Source organism: Streptomyces sp. NBC_00104 (assembly GCF_045160825.1).
Classification (GTDB): domain Bacteria; phylum Actinomycetota; class Actinomycetes; order Streptomycetales; family Streptomycetaceae; genus Streptomyces.
Map to the genome: position 1 here is coordinate 8,165,198 of NZ_CP108215.1, position 23,707 is coordinate 8,188,904.

Genomic DNA, 23,707 nt, shown 5'->3' on the forward strand with positions numbered 1-23,707 from the left:
TTGGGTCCTCAATCGCTCGGGGTGGTACGTGAAGACCCAACGGAGAGTACGGAGTGGAGTCACTGCTTCCGACACCGGCCCTGAGGATGACGTAACGTCAAATGATCGTGACACAAAGGGACTTGAGGGTCAGGATCGTGTGAGACGGACAGACCTGTCGGGCCGGAGCGGGTCGGGTCGGGGCGGGGGCGGGCAGCCGGTCGGTAGGGTCGCCGGATGACTTTTTCTCCCGCTCGCCTGGTCCGCGAGTTCCACCGGGCCTTCGGCCTCGACGTCCGTACCGCGCCCACCGAGGTCTCGCCCGAGCTGGCCGCCCACCGGGGTGAGCTGCTGGCCGAGGAGGCCGCCGAGGTCGCCGAGGTGGCGGTCGACGGCCCGCTCGACCGGCTGGCCCACGAGCTGGCCGACGTCGTGTACGTGGCGTACGGCACCGCGCTCGTCCACGGCATCGACCTCGACGCCGTGCTCGCCGAGATCCACCGCTCCAACATGACCAAGCTGGGCCCCGACGGCGTCGTCGCCCGCCGGGCCGACGGCAAGGTGCTCAAGGGGGACCACTATCAGGCGCCCGACGTGTCGGCGGTGCTGCGGAAGCAGGGCTGGACAGGCTGAACACCCTGACCGGGTGGGTGCTCAGAAGCGGCCGGAGACGGACTCGTCGTCCGAGTCCGAGGCGACGGCGGTGACGGTGTAGAGGTCGCGGCCCGCGTCCCGGCTGCCCTGCGCGTGGTTGTACTGGACCTTGAAGACATAGGTGCCGGGGGCGAGCGTGACCCCCGACTTCAGCGTGATGACGTACCCCAGTTGGTCGCTGGTGGCGTTCTGGCCCACGGCCACCTTGTCGCCCAGGGAGGTCCAGGTGCCGCTGCTCGACACGCCGCCGGTCTGGATGACGCGGACGACGACCTTGAGCGAGGTGAGCGGCTTGGTGGACTTGACGGTGACGGTGCTCTGGTCCCAGTAGTCGTTGGAGTCCGTCTCCACGCTTCCGTCGGCCCACAGATAGCCGTCCGCCGACTGCGACTCGGTGTTCTGGGTGGTGGTGCCCTTCGTCTCCTGGGTGTCCGTGGAGCCGGAGGCGCCTGTGCTCGTGCCGTCCGAGGTGTCGGAGTCCGTGTCCGGCGTCGACGCCGCGCCACCCGCCGCCGTCCCGGCGCCCGCTCCGCCGGAGACGGGGACGTACACGACCTCGGGGCCGTCCTTGCCCTTGTCCCGCTCCTTCGGCGACGGGACGACGACCGCCTTCTCGGTGTCACCGGCGGAGGACTTCTCCTTGGCTGATTCGTCGGCCGCGGTGGTGACCTTCTCGGAGGAGCCGCCGCTCCAGTCGATGGCGGCGACGGCCGTGGCGGAGCCGGCGATCACCAGGACCGCGGCGGCGGAGCCTCCGACCGCCTTCCACACCCGGCGGCCGGGCAGGAAGCCGCGGAGCGGGGTGCGGGTCTTCCGGGCGAACAGGTCGGCGAACTCGCCTTCTCTTCGTTCGCTGGGGGTGGGCGTGTGCGGCATCGGGCGGTTCCTTGGAAGTCGTCGGTGGGAGAGGGCGTGACGTGGGGTGGGGTGGGCGACGGGGCGGTTCAGAGGTTCCGCGGGATGTCCTCGGGCTTGAGCGTCATCACGTCGGACTCCGAGGCGTCGGGCAGTTCGGCGACGCGGTACGCCTGGCGTTCCGTCATGGCCTGGAACAGCTGGCGGGCCGTACGGCCGTTGCCGAAGCCCCGGTCCCGGGGCATCGCGTCGAAGCGTCCGGCCAGTGCCTCGCGGGCGTCCGGGGCGAGTTCGTACTGGTGCTGGGCGGCCTGGTGCTCGACGATGCTGACCAGTTCGGCGCTGCCGTAGTCCTCGAAGAGGAGGGTGCGGTTGAAGCGGGAGGCGAGGCCGGGGTTGGAGCGGACGAAGACCTCCATCTCCTTGAGGTATCCGGCGACGATCACCACCACGTCGTCGCGGTGGTCCTCCATCAGCTTCAGCAGCGTGGCGATCGCCTCCTGGCCGAAGTCGTTCGAGCCGGCGTACTGGGTGAGGGAGTACGCCTCGTCGATGAACAGCACGCCGCCCCGGGCCTGTTGGAAGAGGCGGGTGGTCTTGGGGCCGGTGTGGCCGACGTACTCGCCGACCAGGGCGGAGCGGTCGGCCTCGACCAGGTGGCCGCGCTCCAGAAGGCCGACGGCGGCCAGGATGCGGCCGTAGAGCCGGGCGACCGTGGTCTTGCCCGTGCCGGGGTTGCCGGTGAAGACGAGGTGGCGGCTGAGCGGGGGCGGGGCCAGCCCCATCTCCTCACGGCGGCGGACCATCCGCATCAGCTTCACCAGGGACGAGACGTCCTGTTTGACGCGGTCCAGTCCGGCGAGGCCGTCGAGTTCGGCGAGCAGGTCCTCGATGGTGTCCTCGGGGGGTGCCTCGGTCTCCCGCGCGGTCGACCGCGGGTCCCCGCCCGGGCCTCCGGCGGCCGCCAGGGACCGGTCCGCGCCGGTTGGCAGGGACGGGTTCCCCACGTCCCGCGAGAGGCAGTCGTCGAACACCGGCCGGGCCCCCTTCTCCAGTGCCACGTCCTCCTCGGTGTCCCGGACCAGACAGCCGCGCAGGACAGGCGCACCGCCGGCCGACACGTGCAGCGCCGGGAAGGCCGTGCCGTCGCCGCCCGCCCAGGCGAAGACGCAGTCCTCGAAGGTGCCGCGGGCCCTCTCCCCGACGAACAGGCTGTTCTTGCCGGTCCGGGCCACCGTGACGGACCTGACCCGGGGTTCGGCCCCCGGACCCACCACCAGGCCGGAGCCGGCGGTGTCCCGGACCGTGCAGCCCTCGACGCTGGGCGTGGCGCGTTCGCCGATCACCAGGCCCGCGGTGCCGGTCCCGCTGATCCGGCAGTCCCGCAGCACCGGGGCCGTCCCGGTGCCGCAGGAGACACCGGCCCGCTCGGCGTCCGTGACGTCGCACTCCTCCAGGACCACCGTCCCGGTCGACTCGGTGGTGATCCCGGCCCGGCCGCGCACCACGGCGAGACCGCGCATCCGGGCCTCGGCCGCGCTGTCGATCCGCACCCCCGACAGTCCGCAGTCCGTGATGCGACCGCCCTCGACGGTGAGCCCGGCGCGGTCGGTGGCCCGGATCCCGTGTTCCGGCGTCGAGGCGATACGGCACGCCGTGAGCGTCACCCGTGAGTCGTCGCAGGCGTGCACCGCGCTGAACGAGCAGTCCGTCAGGTCGCCGTCGGCCACACGGACCTCGGAACGGTCGCCCGCCAGCAGGCCGTTGGCCCGGCTGCCGGTCACCGAGGTGCCCTCGGCGGTCAGCCGGGCGGAGCCCCGGGCCACCAGACCCGAGCCGTGCGCCCGGTCGACCTGGCAGTCCACCAGCTCCGCGCGGCTCTCGCCGTCCGCGCTCACACCGGGTCCGGAGCCGTCCCGCAGACGGCAGTTCAGCAGCCGGACGTCTCCGGTGCCGGAGACGGCGACCCCGTCCGTGCCGGTGCGCAGGATCTCGCAGCGGGTGAGCAGGACGCCGCCGTCCGCGCGGGCGAGCGGCACGTCGCCGTCCGCGCTCTCCCGTCCTTCGCGGCCTTCCCGGGTGTCCCGGTGGTCGGGGCCGGCTGCGTTCGCGGGGCGGGCCGAGCTGCCGAGGACCCGTACGCCCTCGGCGGCCGTCTCCGCCACCCGGCAGTCCAGGGCGGCGACGGCCGCCTCGTCCTCCACCAGCAGACCGCTGCGGCCCGGCCCGGAGATCCGGCACTCGCGCAGCACCGCCCGGGCGGTGCCCCGGACGCGGATGCCGGACCCGGTGACCCGCCGTACGGTCAGCTCGGTGGCCTCGGCGACGGCCCGGGAGCCGATGACGACTCCGGTGCCCTCGATGTCCTCGACCACGACCCGGGTCAGCCGTGCCGTACCGGTGGTGTTGAGGTGCACGGCGGCCAGCCCGGCCCCCGACACCCGGCAGTCCGTCAGCGTGAGCGACGCGTCGCCGCCCGCCTCGACCCGGCCGCCGGAGACCTCGCAGCCGTCCAGCTCCAGATCGCCGGTGTTGGCCAGCACGGCGGGCAGCGCCGGGTCCTGGCCGGTCAGGGCGAGGCCCTCGACCCGTACGCCGGGGGCGGCGGCCTCCAGCACGGGGCGGCCGGGGGCCGCGGCCAGCAGCCGTACGGCGTGCTCCTGGCCGTCCTCGGGCAGCAGGCGCACCGCGCGGTCGAGGAGCAGCTGTTCGACGTACTCGCCCGGGGCGATGCGGATCTCGTCGCCGTCGCGGGCGGCGCGTACGGCGGAGCCGATGCTGCGGTGCGCGCCGCGGCCCTTGGGGGCGACCCGGTGCACGGTGGCGGTGGGGGGCACGTGGGTTCCAATCCCTCGATGGGCGGGACGGCCGGTCATCGCGTCCCCTGCGACGGCGTCGTGGGGGTGGTCGTGGGCGGCGTCGTGGGTGTGGTGGTCGACGGCGGGAACGGATGGGTCGAGTCGATGTGGGCGCCCCTGGTGTTGATCCAGTAGTTGAGGATGCCCGTGGTCAGCGACTCGGCGCTCTGCCAGATCAGCTCGCCGGGGCCGCCGCGATGGAAGATCCGTGAACCGGCGGTGGTGTGGAAGGTGTACCTGGCCATTCCGCTGGTGACGCCGGTGAAGAGCGAGCCCGCCGCGCCCCAGGCGCCCGCTTCGAGGGCTTCGACGCCGGTGTGCTTCTGGCCGCCCACTCCCCAGATGGCCGCGTTGGCGGCGTTGTTGACGAACCCGGTGAGCGCGCTGACCGTCAGGCCGTCGAAGAAGGCGTAGGTGCCGGACCGCCAGCGGACGGGGTTCTCGTACGACGCCCACTCGCCGGCCCAGTCGTCGCTGGAGGCGAGCGAGTGGCGGTTCCAGTCCTGGCCCTGGTCGAGATTGGCCAGGCCTTGCTTGATCTTGCCGAGCGCGGTCATGTCCTGGGCCACGTTGAAGCCGGACCGGATGACGCCGCCGACGGCGCCGTTGAGCAGAGCCCGCTCGAAGGCCACCAACGGGTCGAAGCGGGTGTTGGCGAAGTCGGAGACGATGGCCGACACCGCGAAGCTGGTGCCGAACTCGATCAGGAAGCCCGTGGCGAACTCGGTGGCCGCCTTGCGCAGCTCATGGCGCCAGAGCGGCATGGCGGCCGAGGAGCCGTCCCGGACGCCGGTCCAGATCTCGTGGAACGGGTCGCGGAACTCGCGGTTCAGGCCGCGGAACTCGGTGGTGTAACCGCGGAAGTCGACCTCGCGGCCGATGAGCCGCCAGGCGCGGTGACCGTCCAGGCCCACCTGCCCGCCGACCGTCGGCAGGCTGCTGATCTCCGGCAGCTTGGCGACGTCGAACGCCGACCAGCGGCCGAAGGCGTCGGTGGCCCAGACCCGTCCGGTGATGGTGCGCTGGGCGACCAGCCGGTCGCCCTGGTACTCCCGCCACTGCCCCCACAGCGACTCCGACTCCCGGTACCGGCCCGGGACGCCCTCCACCGCGTCACGGCGGTGGAGCACCTTGCCCATGTCGAACTCCCGCCAGACCTCCCGGTCGACGGTGACCGTCGTGGTCGGCTCGAAGTGGCGCGCGGACCGGGAGAGCAGATCCGCCAAGGTGGTGGGGCCGGTTTCCGGCGGGGTGAGGGCCGACGGGGTGCGGGCCGCGGGGGCCGTCTCCTCCACCGTGTACGCGTACTCGCGGACCCGGCCGCCGGTGCGGCGCCTCACCACGTCGTCGCCGATACGGTCGGTCCAGCGGCCCTTCGCGACGTCCTGGTACTCGCGGACGCCCTGGGAGTGGACCGTGCCGTCGGCGTTGGTCTTCCGCCAGGTCCAGGTGTGGTCGGGCTGCCGGGTGGCGTCGATCCAGACGGTGCCGTCGTCGGTGGCGTCGCGTTCCCTGAGCGCCCGCCCCGGCCGGCCGTTCTCCAGCCGCTCGAAGTCGACGAACGAGTCGTCCCAGGTACGGGAGTACAACGAGCCGCGGTTCTGCAGGCGGACGCCCTCGGTGACCGTCCCGTCCGGGCCGGTGGCCTTCCACTCCCAGGTCCGGTGGCGGGGGTTGCCGTGCGCCTCGACGCGGAGATCTCCCCACAGGTCACGCCGCCCCGTGATCTGCAGCTGGGTGTTCTTGTCCACCCACACCCCGGAGACGTCGTCGCGCCCGATGCCGCGCGCCGGGTTCTCGCCGAGGTACTCACGTACGCCGGTGCCCTGCGAGCGCATCGCCAGCAGCTCGTCGCCCGCGGCATTGGTGAACACGTCCTCGAAGCTTCCGTCGCCGGCGACATGGCGGGTGCCGGAGACCCCGCTCGTCGTGTCCAGCCAGGGCAGCTCGTACGGGGCGGCGGAACCGTTCCACTTCGGGGCCGGAGCCCACCGCGTGGGATCGTCGAGACCGCGGCCGACCTCGACGACGTCGCCGTTCTCCAGCTTGCGGGTCTCCCGGACGATCCGGCCGAACTGGTCGACGTCCCGCCAGCTGTGACCGCCGTGCGAGACGAGCCGGACACCTTTCAGCCGGGTGCCGTCGGCGGCGGTCTCGGTCCACTTGGACACCGCGAACATGGAGTCCCCGGTGACGGAGTTCCCGAAGAACCCGTCGAACCGGCCGACGCCCGCACGCGTCTGCCAGAGGGCCGCCGGCATGCGCTGGTCGGAGACGCGGACGACGTGCAGGGTGCCACCGTCCGCGAGGTGCTCGATGACGTCGATCGGCTTGTTGGCCGGGCCGACGCCGGTGTGCAGCTCGGGGTTCACCCGCAGGCCCGCCGGGCTCTGACCGGGCAGTACCGGGTGCTCCAGGTACTGGCGGGAGCCGTGGTAGCCGTTCAGCGGCCATATGTTGCCGCGCTGCTGGGCGACGGTCCGCTGCCCGGTGACCGGGTCGATGTAGGTGTCCTTGAAGCCGATGTGGTTCCACGACCACTCGCGGGTGCCCGACAGCACCTCGGTGCCGCCGGAGTCGAAGCGCGTCCACGTCCAGTCGCCCGCCGCGCCCTTCTCCGCCCGGATCAGACCGCCGTCGACGGCCTTGGTGTACGTCCGGACGTCGAGGACGTCCATCGGGGCCCAGCGGTAGGAGAGCGTGTCGTGGACGGTTCTGCGGTCGCCGTCCCAGATCCGCTCGCCGGCCCGCACCTTGGTCCCCGCCGGGTCGAACTCGGTCCAGCGGGCCCGGCCGACACGGTCCACGTCGATGTGGAGGACGTTGCCGTTGCCGAGCACCTCGCGTTCGAAGAGGGTCACGCCGCCCTCGCCGGTCAGCTTGAACCGGCCGGTGCCCGACATCTCCACCTTGGCCGTGGAGAAGCGGCCGGTGAGCGCGGTGCCGGATGAATCGACCCGTACGGCGGTGCCGGTGGCGTGGTCGATCCTCCAGTGTTCGCCGTTGGCCCTGCCGCCCTTGATCCGTACGGCGATCGTCTCCTCCCGCAGCGTGCCGGTGGGGCTGAAGACGGTCCGCTCCATCGGTCGGGCCGCCTTGCCGGTGGGGATCAGGGCGATCCCGCCGTCGTCCAGGAGCTCGGGGCGCACCCCGGGGAACGGCCGGTCCGCCGAGTCCAGCACCCGCGGTACGCCGCCGGGGGCGTCGGCGTCGAAACGGAGGATGCCGCGACCGCCGGGCAGCTGTACGTCCCGCAGGGAGTGCACGCCTTCGGGGCCGTAGTGCCAGCTCGTGGTGGAGGCGGCGTCGGTGACGGTGAAACCGCCGCGCGGGTTCGGCGCCGTCGTGAAGAGGCCGTCGGCCGGGCGTGCGCCCACGAAGTCGAGCGAACGCGCGATCCACGGCCCGCCGTCCGCCGAGCGGCCGGTGATGCCGGCCTTCAGCCCGTCCAGGTCGTCCGGGCCACCCCTGAGGAACACCTCCTGGTAGAGGAGTTCGCGGTTCGGGCCGAAGCCCAGGGTCACGTCCGACGGGTCGTGGCGCACGGTGTAGCGGCTGCCGCCGGGCCCGCCGTGCGGCGTCGGCGTGACCGTGAAGTCGCCGATCACACGGCCACCGGCGCCCTGGGACACGGACCGGAGGTCGTCGAGGCGGGTCGCCAGAGGCAGGTCGAGGTAGTCGCCGAGCGTGGTGACGGCGTGCTGCCGCAGCGTCTGCCGGGCCTGGCCGGTCATCTGCCGCAGCTCGTCGTTCAGCAGCTCCGGGCGCAGGCCCAGCCGGTCCAGCGACGCGGTCGCCTCGTCGGCGAGGCGCTGGACACCGGGGAGGTCCAGCGAGTGGAGGCCGTGGGGGTCGGGCGCGGCCTCCAGGAAGTCCAGGGCCCTCGCGATGTCGGACATGTTCGCCGAAGCGCCCTCGGGCGGCCTGCGGAAGCCCGACGCCTCGTCGAGCGTGACGTCGAAGATCCGCGCCATGTCGACGCCGTCCAGGACGCCGTTCTCGGAGGTGAGCGGAACGCGTGCGCTCGCCCCGGCGACGTCGTCGATGCCGTCGCCGAGGTCGCCGAGGTCGTCGAGCCGGATCGGCGGGGTGCCGGGTGCCGCGCCCTCGGTGAAGCGCAGGAACCCCGAGCCGTCCCGGTCCGGTACGTCGCGGAAGGCGGGGCGGCCGGTGTGGTCGAAGTGGAAGCGGGACCCGGTGACGGTGTCGGCGAGGGTGAAGCCGCCGGGCAGGCGTTCGGCGAGGGTGCCGGTCGCCGGGGTCAACCGGACGGAGTGGGTGGCACCGGCGGGGACGAGCAGATCGACGGTGACCCGCCTCGCCCCTCGCGCACCGGGGCTGACCGTCACGTTGAGCCGCAGCCCCTCCGGCAGGCCGTCGAACGCGAGAGCGGTCTCCCGCCCGAGGAAGCCGCCTTGCGGATCGAGCGTGAACCGGGTCGTGCCGGCCGGGTCGATGACGGCGAACCTGCCGCTGTCGTCGAGCAGTTCGACCGTGAAGTCCGATGCGCGCACCGGCCCGGCCCCGCCGGGGGTGCGGTCGACGAGTTCCAGCCGGTACGAGCCCGGCGGTGTCGCGTCGGTCACCGGGAGGCGGGTCGCGCGCAGGTCGAAGTCCGCGAGGTCGTCCACGCCGGACAGGGGCACGGTCAGTTCGTCGGGGGACAGGGGCCGTCCGTCCGGGCCGAGCCTGGTGAGGTCGGCCAGCCCGCCCGCACGGGGCGCCGGTGCGGCCGGTGCGGGCCGGGGTTCTCCGTCCATGCGGCGGAGGTTGTCGAGGCGTGCCCGGAGAGCCGCCAGGTCGGGGTCCGGCAGGGCGGGGTCCGGCAGGGCGGGGTCCGGCAGGGCGCCGGGTGCCGAGAGCGAGTCGGTGCGTGGTGTGTCCGGGGCTACGACGCGGTTGAGTTCGTCGGGGGAGACGGGGCGTACGTCTTGGACCAGCCTGGCCCAGAGGTCGTCGACGAGGGCCCGTTCCTGCGGGCCGAGGTCGTGGAACTCCGGGAGTGAACTGATGCGCGGCGCCTCCGGGCCGGTGAGGCGTCCGAGTTCGTCCGGAGGTCTCGGCACGGAGCCCGCCTCGTCGAGCGTACGGCCGGCGATCCGCGCCACGTCGTCCAGGGCGATCCCTGGGGGGAGGCCGCCCAGGTCGGCGAGCCGGACCGGTGCGGTGCCGGGGGCGGAGTCCTCGGTGAAGCGCAGGAAGCCGGAGCCGTCCCGGTCGGGCAGGTCGCGCAGGACGAGGCGGCGGTCCGCGTCGAGGTGGAAGCGGCTGTGGGTGAGCGTGTCGGTCACCGTGAAGCCGTTCGGCAGCCGTCCGGAGAGCGTGCTGTCCACCGAGGTGAGCCGGAGGGCACCGGTGAGATGCTGCGGGCCGGTCAGCTCGACCACCCTGGTCGTGGTCCCGCCCGCGCCCGGCGTGACCGTCACCTTGATCCCCAGGCCGGACGATCCGTCGAGGCCGGGCAGGGTGATCGGCTGCTCCTGCTGACGCAGCAGACCACCGGGTTCGAACCGCCACACCGCCGGGAGACCGTCCGTGCCCGGCATCGGCACCCGCACGGTCAGCTCGCTCAGCGCGCCGGTCGCGTTCCGGACCGCCGTGACGGAGGCACCCGACACGGGCACTCCGCCCCGGCCGACCACCGGCATCGGGTCGAGCGCGTCGTCGGTGAACCGCAGCGCGAAGTCGGTGCCGGACAGCGGCAGTTCGCGGTGCTCCAGCTGCCCCAGGGCATCGAACTGCCAGCGCACGCCGCCCCGCGGACCGGTCGCGGTGAATCCGCCGCCCTCGCGCACGGCGACCGGGACATCCGGCAGGAGCACCGGCCCGCCCCGGGCGGTGAAGTCCACCACCTCGATCCGGAGCGAGGCCGGGACGGCGTCGGTCGCCGGGATCTCCGTGATGCGCAGCCGCAGCCCCGTCACGTCGTCCAGCCCGGACAGCGGCACCTCCCGCACCGAGGAGACCGGCGGGACGGGGGAGTCGAGGGGCTGCCTCGGGACGGCGGGGCCACTCAGGTCCGCGACCGGCCCCCGGGTGATGAGCGGGAGGTCGGCGAGGGGCTCGAACAGGTCCGGGCCCGGTCCCTGCGTGATCCGTGGCGGGTCGGCGAGGGGCTCGGTCAGGTCCGGGCCCGGTCCCTGCGTGATCCGTGGCGGGTCGGCGAGGGGCTCGGTCAGGTCCGGGCCCGGTTCCCGCGTGATCCGTGGCAGATCGACGACGGGCACGTCCGGGCCGCCCGCGCCTGTCACCGGCCGCCCCAGTTCGTCCGGCAGCGGCCCCGCTGCGGCATGCGGGGCAACCGGCGGGGTAACTCGCGGGGCAACCGGCGGGGCAACCGGCGGCGCGGAGGGGACGGCTGAAGCGGGCGGCTGGATGGCCGCCGGCCGCACGGTGATGTCCTGCCACGTCCGAGGGTGCCGCACGGCGATCCACTCGGCCTTGTGACGGGCCGCCGCCATCCTGAGGATCGAGTCGGTGCTCTTGTTCCGGTGGATCCGCCCGGCGTCCGGATCCCTGGGGAACTCCGCGCGGTACCAGTCCGCGAAGGCGTCCCTGTTCTCCGGCCCGGAGACGAAGTCGTTGATCTTCTGGACCGCGGTCGCCCGGTTCCCGCCCAGCTCCGCCAAGGGGTCGCTCACCAGGGAGACCAGGACCTTCTCGCGCGGTACGGAGCCCTTCAGCTCGTCCGGGAGGGTCCGGAACTCGAACAACAGGGCTCGTTCTCCGCCCACGGTGGCGTTGTTGATACCGCGTCCGGCCACCTCGTTGCCGTTCAGGATGTACTGTCTGGCGGCCGTCCAGATGGACTCGTCGCCGAGAGCGGGGGTCTCGCGGAGCAGCCTCAGCGTCACGGCGCGGTCACCGGACGACAAGGAGTCGAGGACGAGGCTCGGCCTGGTCCGGGGCAGCACACCCCATTCGTTCTTCACCGCCGGATGGGTCAGCCCGCGGTACGGCGGCGCGCCGGCCCAGCCCTCCATGGGGATGCCGTGCCTGTTCACCAGGTGGGAGGTGAAGTCGATGACGGACTTCACATAGGTGTACGCGTTCTCCACCTGCTGGGGCGCGTCGAGCGTCTCCCGGGAGAGCGCCGTACGCAGAGCGTCGTCGTTCCGGAAAGCGGGCTTGTACCAGTGGGCGCGGTCCGCCAGCAGTCTCAGCTCGTCCGTGGCACGGGTGCCGAAGTCCACGGCCCGGACACCGAGCGTCGCCTGCTGCCCCGTGGTCGGCATGGAGACGGAGGGCAGTCCCTCGAGTTCCAGGCCGGTCCCGGCCGCGATGACGTGCCGGTCGCTCGTCACCTGAAGCCTGTAGAGGCCGTCGGGGCTGATCATCGACTCGAGCGGCTGGTGGTTGTGGACGCCGAGACGGTCCTTGAAGACGTCGAGCAGCCATTGGGTGGCGTCGTTGCGGGCGCCGACCGCCACCTGGTCGCCCAGACGCGAGGGGTAGGTGATCAGCTCCACGGTGTGCGTCTGCCAGTTTCCGCGCTGCGCCATCGGGAGGTGCGTGGGGTTGGTGTATCCGCCGGAGCCCATGTCCTTCGTGACCATGAGCAACGGTTCGTCGGTGTCGACCTTCGACACGAAGGCGAAGGTTCGGTCCGCGCTCTCCGGGAGGGCGACGACGAACCCGCTGAGTTCGCTCTCGGTGCCGATGGAGGGGGCCGGGAAGGAGGATTCGAACCCGGGTGCCACGGCCCGCGCGGGCCTCGCGGCCATGGGCGCCCCGGACATGTGCACGGGCGGAGCGGCGGCGGGCACCGGCGGCGGGACGACGCGGGGCGGGGCGGGAGCCGGCGGGGGAGCGACGCGGGGCGGGGCCGGGATCGCCAGGCTCTCCACGGACATGTGCTCGCCGGCCGGAGCCGATCCGGTGGGACCGGTGGCGACGTCGTCGAGAACGCTGCCCCCGGGGGCGGCGGTGAGCTGTTCCGACAGAGGTCCGCCGAGATCGTCGAGGGCTGTCACCGGGCCCACGGTCGTCTCCGGCACCGCCGCCCCGGACGCGTCCAGCCGCGTCGGTGTCGCCCCGTCCGCCGAGAGGTCCACGAACCGGCCGCCCCGGTCGAAGACGAACCGCGCGCCGGTCGTGTCGGTCACCGCGACCCCGCCCGGCAGCCGCTGGGCAAGATCCCCGTCCAGGCGTACGACGGAGAAGGCGCCGTCCCCCAGCCCCGGCACCGTCAGCCGGTACGCCGGCGCCGTCGCGCCCCCCGGCAGCTGGGTGAACGTCGTGGTCAGCCGGGCCCCGGTCAGCGGACCGCCGACGGGGCCGGACAGCGTCAGCTGCTCGGACAGTCGCGTGCCGTCGAGGTCGAACCGGCCGATCCAGGCCCCGTCCAGCGCCTGCACCCGGACGCCGGTCACGACGTTCAGCGCGCCCCGGACCGGTTCGATCACCGCGCCGCGTTCGATCGCCGCACCGCCGGGCACCGGCAGTCCGTCCGTGCCGACCGGCCGGGGAAGGCTGCCCGGTCCCGGGGCGGCCTCGAACCTGAGGAAGCCGTCCGCGCCCGGGAGCCGTACGTCACGGAACCGCAGCACGTCGTCCGCCGTGAACACCAGGCGCGTGTCCCCGATCGGGTCGGCGAGCGTGAACCCGCCGTCGTCCAGCGGCGTGCGCAGCCATTCCCTCTGTACGCCCGGTACACCCGCGACCTGCTGGGGATCCAGCAGCACCGTCTCGCTGCGGGGCGCGGGCGCGTCGAAGCGGTCCAGCCGGAAGTCGTCCGACCGATAGCCGAAGTCCAGCTCGTCGCCCGCGTCGTCCAGGGAGCCGAACCCGTCCACGGAGTTGACCTCGTCCAGGGACCCGGTCCCCTCCAGGGACCCGATCTCGTCCCAACTCCCGGCCCCGCCCAGATCCAGCTGGTCCAGGAGCTTCAGCTGGTCGTCGACGGACGGCCCCCGGAAGTCCAGCGCGCTGATGCCCGGCGTGCCCGCCCCGGACGTCCTGATGTCCGCCGCCAGCTCCGGCAGGGGGTTCCCGCCCCTGAAGTGGGGATTCGGGATCCACTCGACAAGGTTGTGCTGGGCGTCCATCCGGTACGCGCCACGGATGAAGTCCGAGGCGATACCACCGGGGAAGGCGATCTCGTTCTCCGACGCCCAGCCCGAGGTCCGCCAGCCCTCCGGGCCCATGGAGCGTTCGAAGGTCCTGCCGACGTCGATCCCGCCGGAGGCCTCGATCTCGAACTTGAAGACGCCGTCCCAGATGAGGTTCGGGTCGGTGGTGGTGCTCACGAACGCCGACGGCTGGCCGGTCCTGACCATGACGTCCAGGTTGGTTTCCAGGGGGTCGCGGACGGTGAACCCCTCGGAGAAGATCTGGTCCAGGCCGCGCTTGCCGCCGATGCGCCACAGCGTCTCGTCGCTCTCGCGCCAGACGGGTGCGGGCGCGATGGCCTGGATGTCGACGGACCGGTCGGCGGCGAAGGCCAGCCGATCCAGGTCGCCGGGCGAGGACGGGACCACCTCGTCGAGGCTCGTTCGCGGCAACGCCGGGAGGGGGACCCGTCCCGGATCACCGAGGCCCGCCGGCAGGCCGTCTGCGCCGAACCTGGTGACGACGCCGTCGGAGGCGGTGACGGTGAACACACCGTCGGCCATCCGCACCTGGACGTCGGGGACGACGGTTCCGGAGTCCGTCTTGAGGACCCACGTGATGGTCGGCCCGGGCTCCATGGTGATCCACTGACCGGTGGGCCGCCCCAGACCGTCCAGCAGCGGCAGTTCACCGACGCGCGACTCCAGCAGCCGGCCGGAATTCACGCCGGCCGGAGTACGCCACTCGACGGAGACGGCCTTCACCTCGAAGTCCGACTTGAACGTGTCCGACAGCCGAAGGTCGCCGGCGGCTTCGTCGAGACCATGGAGCGCGTCACCGACGGGCGCCGGGCCACCCACGCTCTCGGGCCCTGTCGCCCTGGGGTAGGGGCCCTCCAGGTAACTCCTGGGGATGGTGCCCTTGATCAGCCATTCCTGGTCACGGGTCGTGTTCAGCAGAGCGCGGACATCCCGGGCGATCTTGCCGATCGCGTCCTTTCCACCCCGGCCCGCGACATTGACGTCGTTCTTCTTGAGGAAATCGATGACGTCCGGCCGGGAACTGGCCCCGGTGAGCCCCGAGAAGTCGAGACGCTTCCCGATGGTCGCCGCGATCTGGTCGCCGATCAACCGCTGAAGATCCCGGGCCGGGAGAATTCCCACGTTCTCCAGATTCCCGGCCTTGATGTCCAGACCCAGCTTGTAGACATCGAGGGCGAACTCCGTGTCGCCGTACACCTTCTCACCACCGGAAACGGCGAACGAGGTGAAGGGACTGTTGCTCTTCCGCTCCGCGATCTCGGCACCCACCACATGCTGGAAGGCGGTGGTTCTGCCGTCCGGGTTGGCCGGGATCATTCCGATGTCGGGGTTGAAGTGCGACTTGCGCAGGCTCTTGTCGTCGACCTCCAACGTGTGGAAGTCGTCCTGCCGGACGAGCTTGACACCGCGCAGCTGCTCCAGGTCGACGTTCGACATGAAGAAGTCGTCCGTCCTGATGACCGACTGCGGGGTCTCCATGGGCTGGAGCCCGGAACCGGAGGCCCGGCCCGCGGACTCCAGCAGGTCCGTGGGCGCCGTGATCGTCGGCGTGGTGGCGGCCGGCGCGGCCGGTACGAACTTCAGGGAGTCGACGGTCGGATAGGGGCCCGTCAGATAGTCCTTCGGAATGGTCCCCTGCACGAGCCAGGTGTTGTCGCGGCGCACCTGCAGCAGCGTCTTGATGTCCGTCGTGACCGAGGCACCCAACTTCTTCGGCACGTTGTATTCGGCGAGGAATTTCTTGATCTCGTCGTTCTTCGTCACGTGGGTGAACTTCGACGGGATCTCCAGCGTCGAGTCCCCGACGGCGAACCGGATCTCCTTGAGGATCTCCTGCTGCAGTTGGGCGTTGGAGAGTATCCGTACACCTCTGACGTTCTCCGCACCGGCCGTGATGTCGTTGCTGAGGGATACGAGATCGAGCCCGATCTCGCTGTTCCCGAAAGGCTTCCCGGTGCCGCCGGGCACGGAGAACGCGGTGAACTGGCTGCCCTCCTTGAAGACTTTGGCATTGGTGGTGGACACCGCCTGGAGCGGTGTGATGGTGCCGTCGATCCTGACCGGTACGAGACCGTCCTCGGTCAGCCGTGTCTTCGACCCGGACTTGCCCACCGTCGCGGCGAAGTCCATGTCCTGCCGCACCAGCCAGTGGACCTGCGGCACGGACGGCGCCGTCACCTCCGGCGCGACGGGCAGCCGCACCGGATCCACGCCCCGCGGGGCGGCGGACGGACCCGCGGGCGACTCCAGCCGCACCGGGATGTCGTCGAGGAGGGGGGTGCCGTCCAGGCCGATCCTGGTGACGAGGCCGTCGGGCGGAGTGAGGGTGAAGACACCGTCGGTCATGGTCACCCTGACGTCGGGGACGACCCCGGAGTCCCCCTTGAGGACCCAGTTGACGGTCGGCCCGGGCTCCATGGTGATCCACTGGCCCGTGGGCCGCCCCAGATCGTCCAGCAGCCGCAGTTCACCGGTGGGCAGGGTGGCCCCCGGGCCGTCCATGCGGGCCATCATCACCGTGACGTCCCTGCGGACCGTGTCCAGGTTCATCCCCAGCCGGTCGAACGCGGTCCGGGCCCGGTTGAAGTCGATCTTCGCGGCGCTCAGATCCAACTCGGCCCGGGCGCGGCCCAGCGGCGGTACGTCGGTCAGTCCGTCGATCTCGGAGAGCCTGCGCCCGGCGGTGTCCAGCTGGAACTGGGTGGCCTGGGTGCGCGCCCAGGCCTGAAAGCGTTCTGTGGCGAGCTTGCCGGTGGCTCCGCCGGTGACGATGTCCCGCAGGGTGAGGGGCGTGAAGCCGGGGCCCTTGGCGAGCGGGGCAGCGGTGAGGTCCGTCCTGACCGGTGCAAGGCCGAGCAGGTCGCGTGCGGTGCGCGCGTCGTCTCCGGTGTCGGGAATCAGCCGGGTGAGGTCGTCGAGCCTGATCCCGAGCTCGTCGAGACGGTCGCCGCCGGTCGTCGTGTTCCAGGCAGGGACGCGGGTGTCGGCCGGACCGAGGACGTCGACCTGCACCCCGTCCTCGAACCGCACCCGGACGTCCACCGGATCCGTCTTGCCGACTCGCAGGACGACCCCGTCCGGAGCGACGTTCACCAGGTCGATCTCGCCGTCCAGGATCTTGCGGACCTGGAACTCGGTCAGACCGCCGAGCCTGCCGTCGAGGCTCAGTTCTGCCAGGTCCGACAGCTCGTCGAGGGGCTTGAGCAGTCCGGCCCCGGTGCGCTCCAGGCCCGTCAGTTCGTCGAGGTTCCGCAGCTGGTCGAGCGTGTCGCGCGGCGGCAGCAGGGCGGTGGGGGTGCCGGGGATGAAGGGATCGCCGAACTCGTCCACCTGGTCGAACATGGTGAGCGCGGTACGCGGCCGAGGGGGCATCAGGTCGTCGCCCACCCGGCCGGTCACGGGGTTCGGCATGCCGAACCGCTGTCCGCCGGGGACCGTGCCGACCGGCAGCCCCACCGTGTCGAGGGTGTCCAGGGTGGTGAGCCGACCGCCCATGTCGTCGAGGCGACCCGGCATACGGGGGGTGCCCGAGCCGGTCAGGGAACTGAATCCGGGGACACGGGGAGTCGTCACCGGCGTCACCGAGATATCGGCCAGTTCGTCGAGGGTGGCGTTGAACTCGGGGGTCCCGGGCACGGCGAGCCGGTCGGTGTTCGTGCCGTTGAACGGGCGCAGAAGCCCGCCCTCGTCGAAGTTGCGGCCCGTCAGGTTCGTGAGGTCCAGGGCCAGGGAGCCCGTCCTGCCGAGCGTACCGACGGTGCGCCCGGTGAAATGCATGCCGCGATCGATGAACCCCATGCGGAAGGCGCCCCGGTAGCCGAACCGGGCGATCTCGGAGTACCTCATGGGCAGCAGCGCCGTCATCGTGAGCCGGCCCAGGCTCATGACCGTGAAGACGCCGAGCCGTCCGGCCATGTTGCCGCCGACGAACGCGGTCGACTGGACGAAGTCGCGGGTCAGCGCGGACCTGCCCTGCCGGAAGGTGTTCCGGGCGAATCCGCCCATGAACCGCAGGGCCGACCCCAGCATCGCGGGCGTCTTGGACAGGAACCGGGGCAGCGCCATGAACCCGCCCGCGGCCCGGCTGCCGAGCCCGCTGCCGAACCGGACGAGCCCCTGTCCGGCCAGCGACAGAAGTCTGCCGGGTGAGGAGAACAGCATCCTGCCGCCCCGGAACAGCATCCGCCCGCTCGCGGAGAGGGCGCCGCCGAGGGCCTTCCCGCCCGACGAGCCCAAGCGGGCCAGTCCGCCGAGGGTGGTGAGGCCCTTGGTCGAAGGGAACAGGATGCCCAGGAAGGCGAGGCCCAGGCTGAGCGCGTTGCCGTTGCCCGTGGCGTAGTCGACGAGGGCTTTGGCGAAGAGCACCGCGCCCAGCCCGAAGGCGACCAGGCCCAGCGGGCCGCCGATGATGGCCGCGACGATGGTGACCACCAGCGCGACGATCTCCAGGACCTTGAAGAACGTCGACACGAACCGCTTCCAGAAGCTTTTCTTCGGCTTCTTCACGGGCCGCGACACCAGCCGGGCCGCCTCGCGCAGGGTCTCCTCAAGGATCTTCGCCTCGGCCTGGATGGCGTCGACCTCGGCGTCCACCTCGTTGCGGGCGCGGTTCATCTCCGGATCGTTCTCGGGCAGCGGCTGACCGCCGACCCGTTCCAGCGCGGCGACGGTGTCCGCGGCGTTCTGGGCACGGTCCTGGGATTCGGCGAGGGCGCGCGCATAGCGGGCCGTGGCGTCGGCCGCCATCTCGAAGGAGCGGTTGATGTTCGCCATGAACGTCTTGAGCTCGTCCTTGACGTAGGTGCGCAGGGCGTCCGCGGTCCGCCCCTCGAAGCCCCCGTCCTCGGCCTTGGTCAGCAGCGTGTCGAGGCCGCCGTCGACACGCCCGGCCAGGTCGCCGAGGTCCCGCAGTTCCTTGGTGATGTTCTCGACGACGCCAGGATTTCCCGTGACCGGATTGCCGGTGAATCCGACTCTGCTCCACTCGTCGGAGGTGGCCAATGATTCCTCCACGGTGTCCAGGACTCTGGGTCGGGCCGAGGCCGACGGCTCGCCCCGGCCACCCGGCGCGCGCGAGGGCGTGCCGCGGTACGGAAGGCAGACGTTCCTGGGTGGGCCGAGAGTTCAAGAAAGTGGCGCACGCCACAGTCATGGCCGGTCAGAACGCTGCGGACGAAATTTCTTTGAACCATCCGGACCCGTGTCCTCGTCTACAGGGCGACTCGACGCCGGACATGACGGTCGGCTCGCGACGACACGGCTGCTTCCGAAGAAAGGACGGCGGACATGGTGCGCGTCTCCTACGACTACGACCTGATGACCGTCCTCGCACGCCACCTGTGGCACCTCCGCGACGAACTGGACGTCACCTCGCAGACGGACAAGACGTTCACCGCGGGGGACATCGGCCCCCGCCGGGAGACCACCGAGGCGCTGGAGGACTTCTACGGCGCCTGGAAGAAGTCGTTCCGCGAGGGCTGGCAGGTCATGACCGACCTCGGGAACCTCCTCGACAAGGCGGGCAAGGCCTTCTACGACCAGGACGCCTCCCAGGCCGCCGGCGCCGCGCAGCAGGTCACCGCCCAGGTCCGCGGCGAGGCCGTGCGGCACAACGAGATGCGTAAGCAGAAGCTGAACGGCAAGCTCCGCGCGGACCAGGCCAGAAGGCTGGAGGCCGGCTACCGGACCCAGCAGGCGCGCCTGAAGAAGGAACAGGACGCCCTGGTCGAGAAGCGGCGGAAGTTCGACGAACAGACCGTGGCCCAGCAGAAGAGACAGGAAGAGCTCAACAGGGAGCAGGAGGAGCTCGCCAGGAAGCGGGAGCCCCTGCTGAAGCAGCAGGACGAACTCCAGGCCAGGCAGCAGCGGCTCTGGCAGGAGGAGAAGGAGCTCCTCAAGCAGCGCGAGGAGAAGCTCCAGGTCAAGCGGGACGAGCTGCAGAAGGAGTACGAGGCACTCCGTGAGGAACAGGAGCCCCTGCTGAAGCGGCAGGAGGAACTCCAGCTTCGGCAGCAGCAACTCTGGGCGGACGACAAGGCCCTGCGCGCGGAGCAGGACGCGGCCATGGAGAAGAAGGTCACCGCCCTCGAACAGGAGCAGAAGGCCTACGACGCCAAACAGGACGGCCTCCGGGAACGGCAGGAAGCCCTCTATCGGGAACGCGAGACCCTGCTAGGCAAGGGGAACGCCACCCAGGCGGACCTCGACGCCTGGCAGCGCAAGCAGGACGCCCTGGGCAAGGAGCGGGACGCCCTGTGGGAGTCCGAGGGCAAGGGGCTCGCCGAGCGATGGGACGCCCTGGAGCAGGAACAGCGCGACCAGGAGAAGGCGTTCGACCCGTTCCGTGAGCGGCAGAGGGAACTCGATGGCGAGCGGGACGCGCTGAGCCGCGCCCAGGAGCCCCTCACCGAGCGGCAGGACGGACTCCAGGCCAGGCAGAAGGACCTCTGGGCCCTGGAGAAGTCCACCCAGCAAGAGGTCGAGGACGCCGTGAAGGGGAAGCGCGACAGTCTGGACGCCGAACGCGCCGACCTCCAGACGCGGCTGGACCCCCTGGACCAGGAGTCGAAGGACCTCCAGGACCGCCAGAAGGATCTGTGGGACGACCAGTCGGACGACGAGGACACGCAGACCGCGCTGACCGAGGAGGAGAAGGCCCTCCAGCAACGGCAGCAGGACCTCCAGGACGGCTTCGGCGAGGAGTACGACAAGCTGCGCGAATGGGATCCGGATCGCGACCCCGACGTCGGCCGGCTCAGGGGAATGCGCGGTCAGCTGGACGATCTGCCCCCCGAGGCCTTCGTGCCCAAGGGCTACACCGTCGAGGACGCCAACAGCACCACCACGGTGTCGTACCAGCTCGACGAGAACGGCGAGATCAAGGTCGACAAGAACGGCGACCCCGTCGAGACGACGACCACCGTCACCAACAAGAACACGGGGCTGTCCTACTCCGAGACGTACCACGCGCTGGCCCAGGACGGTGACTCCGTGTCGACGATCCGCAGTTCCGACGGTTCCGTCACCAAGATCTACACGGATTCCTCCCCCGAGGGAGAAGCCGACGGGACCATGAGGCGCTACGTCACCGACGAGACCGGCCGGGACACCCTCCAGATCTGGACCAAGCGGCCCGGCGGCGACTGGGAGCTGACCCTGGACAAGGAGACCTACCTCAACTCCGACGCGGGTCAGGAGGATGCCCAGCAGAGGCTGGACAGGCCTCCCGCGTATCTCACGGTGGAGAACCCGCTCGTCGACGGCGACGGCCGCCCGTCCGCACCCGCCTCCGAGGGGACGGCGACCCAGGTGCAGGAGGGCGTCACCCGCACGAACTACACGGGCTCCGACGGTGCCGTCACGAAGGTCGTCACCAACGAGAACACCGGAACCCGCTTCGTGGCCGGCGCGAACGACGAGATCCAGGAGATCTGGCAGCGCCGCGGCGACGGGACCTGGTACCTGCGTGAATCCGTCACCCAGCACGAACGCTACGGCGACGAACCTCCCCTGGGGACGCTCGGCGAGAACTGGCGCTGACCCCCACCCGGCGTGTGACTCCTCCCGCGCCCCCCGAAGCTCCCTGCGCGCGTCCTTGGGCGCCGCCGGGTCCGTCGCGTACCGAACCGACCGGTGCGCGCCCAGGCAACAGAGAACGAGGTGCACCATGCCCAAGAACGTCATCGACGACGAGGAAGTCGAAGCAACGGCGAAGAAGCTCGACTCCGCGGTCAGCGACACGCTGGTCCCCCAGCTGTCCTCGCTGCAGGCCGACGTCGAGAACCTCCTCCAGGGAGGCCTGTTGCTGACGGCGACCAGCCCGAAGATGCAGACGTCCTACGCGAACTTCAACAAGTCGCTGACCGAGGCTGTGAACAACATCACGCAGTTCTCCAAGCAGTTCCGGGATGTCTGCAACGCCGTCAACAACCTGGACTCGCAGATCGCCGGCGGCATCCCCACCTGAGCCGGTCCCAGAGCGGGTTACCGACCGGAATCCCCCTCCGTCGGTATCCCTTCGACAGGGGCGCCGGTCCATCCCCCGGACCGGCGCCCTTGTCCGTGTTTTCGGACAACTCATCGGTAACCTCAGGTTCCTCTCAGGAACCCTTGAAAGCTGCAGAACGACTCATAGACTCCCTCTTGCGGAACCTCACGTTCCACCCGTGAATCGTGAGGTCACCCCGGGTATCCGTGCTCATCCCTGCCCAGCAACGCCGCGTTCGCGGCGCCCGACCGGACCGGTGCAGAAGATCCACGCCGGCCTTGGGGGACATCTATGAGAACGCCCATGCCCACTCCCGTTCCGGGGAGTGCTCCGGCCTCCGGTGAAGCACCGCCCTCCGGCGAAGCACCGCCCTCCGGCGAAGCGACCCTCTCCGGCGACGGCTCCATTCGCAGGCTCTACGAAGAGCACCACGGTCCGCTTCTCCGCTACGTGTCCGGTCTGCTGCGCGGCGACCGGCAGCGGGCCGAGGACTTCGTCCAGGAGACCCTGGTACGCGCATGGCTGAGCACCGAAGACCAGCCGCCGGGCTGGTCGCCGTCCCGGGCCTGGCTGATGAGGGTGGCGCACAACCTGGTGATCGACTGGGCCCGGCGCGAGCGGCCGCACGCCGAGATCCAGCACGAACACACCTTGGAGCAGCACGCCGAGACCGTGGACCCGATGAGCCAGGCCGTCCAGCGCCGCTTCCTGGTCCACGCCCTCTCCCGGCTCTCGCACCCCCACCGCGAGGTGCTCTTCTACGTCTACGTCCTCGGCTGCACCGGCCCCGACGCCGCCGACGCCCTGGGCATACCCCCGGGCACGGTGAAGTCCCGCACCCATCACGCGATACGGGAGCTGCGCCGCCGCCACCCGCAGCACACGCTGGCGGCGGCATGACCCCGGCCGCCGCGGCGAGCCTCGGCCCGGCCACGTCCGGCCCGAGCGCGCCCGGCCCGGCGTACGGCTCGGTCATCGCGCTGGGGAAGCCCAACGACTCGCTGCTCACGGTCGTCATCGTGGCCGTGGTCGTCCTGCTGCTGCTCATTCCGCTGCTGCGGCACCTGATCCGCAGACGGGGCGGCTGGCGGCGCTTCCGCCGCGGCGTCGGCCGTGAGCTGACCCTGACCCGGCGGGCGTTCGGTGAACCGCTGCGCACCTACCGGCGCCACCGTCGCGGCGTACGGGCCCTGGCCCGTCAACTGTCCGACCCCCGAGGCGCCCTGCTCGTACGACGGCTGCTGGACGGGGCCGCGGCGGCGCTGGCCGACGCGCCCGGAGCGGTTCCGCACGCCGTGCGGACGGAACCCGGGCGCGCGGCCGTGCAGATCGCCGCCCGCCCGCTGCCCGAACCGCCCGCCCCCTGGGAGCCGTCCGACGAGCCGGGCCCGCAGCGCTGGGAGCTTCCCCTCACGGAGGCGGACACGCTGCCGCAGGGCCGGCCCCGCGCCGGGGCGCACCTCCGTCCCCTGCCGGTCGCCATCGGCATGGCGGACGACGCCTGCGTCCACCTCGATCTGGCCGCCGGACCGGGCCTGATCACCGTCGAGGGCGACGCAGCCGCCCGGGGCCGGCTGCTCCAGGCGCTGGCCGCGCAGCTGGACCGGCCCGGCAGCGGGGCCTCGGTCTCCGTCACGGACGGAGTTCATCCGCAGTACCCGGGGCAGCGGCTCGACGCCCTGCTGCGCTCCCTGGAAGAGGCGGCCGAGGCGCACGAAGAGACCGAAGGCGCCGGAGAGTTCGACGAGTCCGGTCGCGCCGACACACCCGTGGTCGTCTGCGCGGCCCCCGGCCCGGAACAGGCGCGGCGGCTGAGCGCCCTCGCCGCCTCGGGCGCCGTCGTCTGCCTGATCGACGGCCGGGTGGCGGGGCACAGCTGGGCCCTGCGGGTCGACGGACGCGGCCGGGTGGTCGCGCCCGAACTGGGGCTGGACGCGGACTCGGCCCCGCTGGGCGGAGCCGTCGCCGCCGCCGTCCGGGCGGACCGGCGTCGGCTGCGACGCGAGTCGGCCCCGCGCCGGGGCGCACCCACCCGGCAGCGGCCCCGCACCCGGGAAAGCCGACCGCACGAACTCGAGGAATCCCTCCGAGAGGAATCCCTCCACCTCGTGGAAACCCAGGCACTCGAGGTGGCGGAGGTCCTCCAGGAGGAGCCACCGAGGTCCCCCCTCCGGACCACGGCCCCCGCCCGGACCACCACCGGATCCGACCTGCTGGCCGAACCGGCCACCGCCCGGGACCACAGCACCGCGGCCTCCTCCGGCACACGGGAGGACTGACGC

At 71.6% G+C, this 23,707-nt stretch carries 8 protein-coding genes; 5 read left to right on the plus strand and 3 right to left on the minus strand.

Annotated elements, in window-relative coordinates; translation table 11 throughout:
- Nucleotides 1-216 precede the first annotated feature (216 nt).
- Nucleotides 217-612, plus strand: a complete 396-nt coding sequence (locus OG272_RS35900) for a MazG nucleotide pyrophosphohydrolase domain-containing protein (RefSeq protein WP_327727549.1) — start codon at nt 217-219, stop codon at nt 610-612.
- A 21-nt stretch (nt 613-633) separates the two neighbouring features.
- Here the strand turns inward: OG272_RS35900 and OG272_RS35905 are convergent, their stop codons facing one another.
- The 3 genes from OG272_RS35905 to OG272_RS35915 form a co-directional block, all read right to left on the minus strand.
- Nucleotides 634-1,509, minus strand: a complete 876-nt coding sequence (locus OG272_RS35905; protein WP_327727548.1) for a hypothetical protein — start codon at nt 1,507-1,509, stop codon at nt 634-636.
- A gap of 68 nt (nt 1,510-1,577) precedes the next feature.
- Nucleotides 1,578-4,325: a right-handed parallel beta-helix repeat-containing protein gene (locus tag OG272_RS35910; protein ID WP_327727547.1), complete on the minus strand. Its 2,748-nt coding sequence runs from the start codon at nt 4,323-4,325 to the stop codon at nt 1,578-1,580.
- A 35-nt stretch (nt 4,326-4,360) separates the two neighbouring features.
- On the minus strand, nt 4,361-18,451 hold the full coding sequence (locus tag OG272_RS35915) for an actin cross-linking domain-containing toxin (protein WP_405895499.1): 14,091 nt from the start codon (nt 18,449-18,451) through the stop codon (nt 4,361-4,363).
- Nucleotides 18,452-18,724: 273 nt separating this feature from the next.
- Here OG272_RS35915 and OG272_RS35920 point away from each other — a divergent pair, with 273 nt between their 5' ends.
- The 4 genes from OG272_RS35920 to OG272_RS35935 all read left to right on the plus strand — a co-directional run bounded on the left by OG272_RS35920 (nt 18,725) and on the right by OG272_RS35935 (nt 23,704).
- Nucleotides 18,725-20,977 (plus strand): hypothetical protein, encoded by a 2,253-nt coding sequence (locus tag OG272_RS35920; RefSeq protein WP_405895500.1) that lies wholly within the window; start codon nt 18,725-18,727, stop codon nt 20,975-20,977.
- A 127-nt stretch (nt 20,978-21,104) separates the two neighbouring features.
- Nucleotides 21,105-21,404 (plus strand): hypothetical protein, encoded by a 300-nt coding sequence (locus OG272_RS35925; RefSeq protein ID WP_326576361.1) that lies wholly within the window; start codon nt 21,105-21,107, stop codon nt 21,402-21,404.
- Between the two features lie 324 nt (nt 21,405-21,728).
- A complete protein-coding gene (locus OG272_RS35930; RefSeq protein WP_328224161.1) occupies nt 21,729-22,325 on the plus strand; it encodes a sigma-70 family RNA polymerase sigma factor in 597 nt (198 codons plus the stop codon).
- Nucleotides 22,322-23,704, plus strand: a complete 1,383-nt coding sequence (locus tag OG272_RS35935; protein ID WP_328224162.1) for a hypothetical protein — start codon at nt 22,322-22,324, stop codon at nt 23,702-23,704. The genes OG272_RS35930 and OG272_RS35935 overlap by 4 nt, the downstream gene beginning before the upstream one ends.
- The last annotated feature ends 3 nt before the right edge of the window (nt 23,705-23,707 follow it).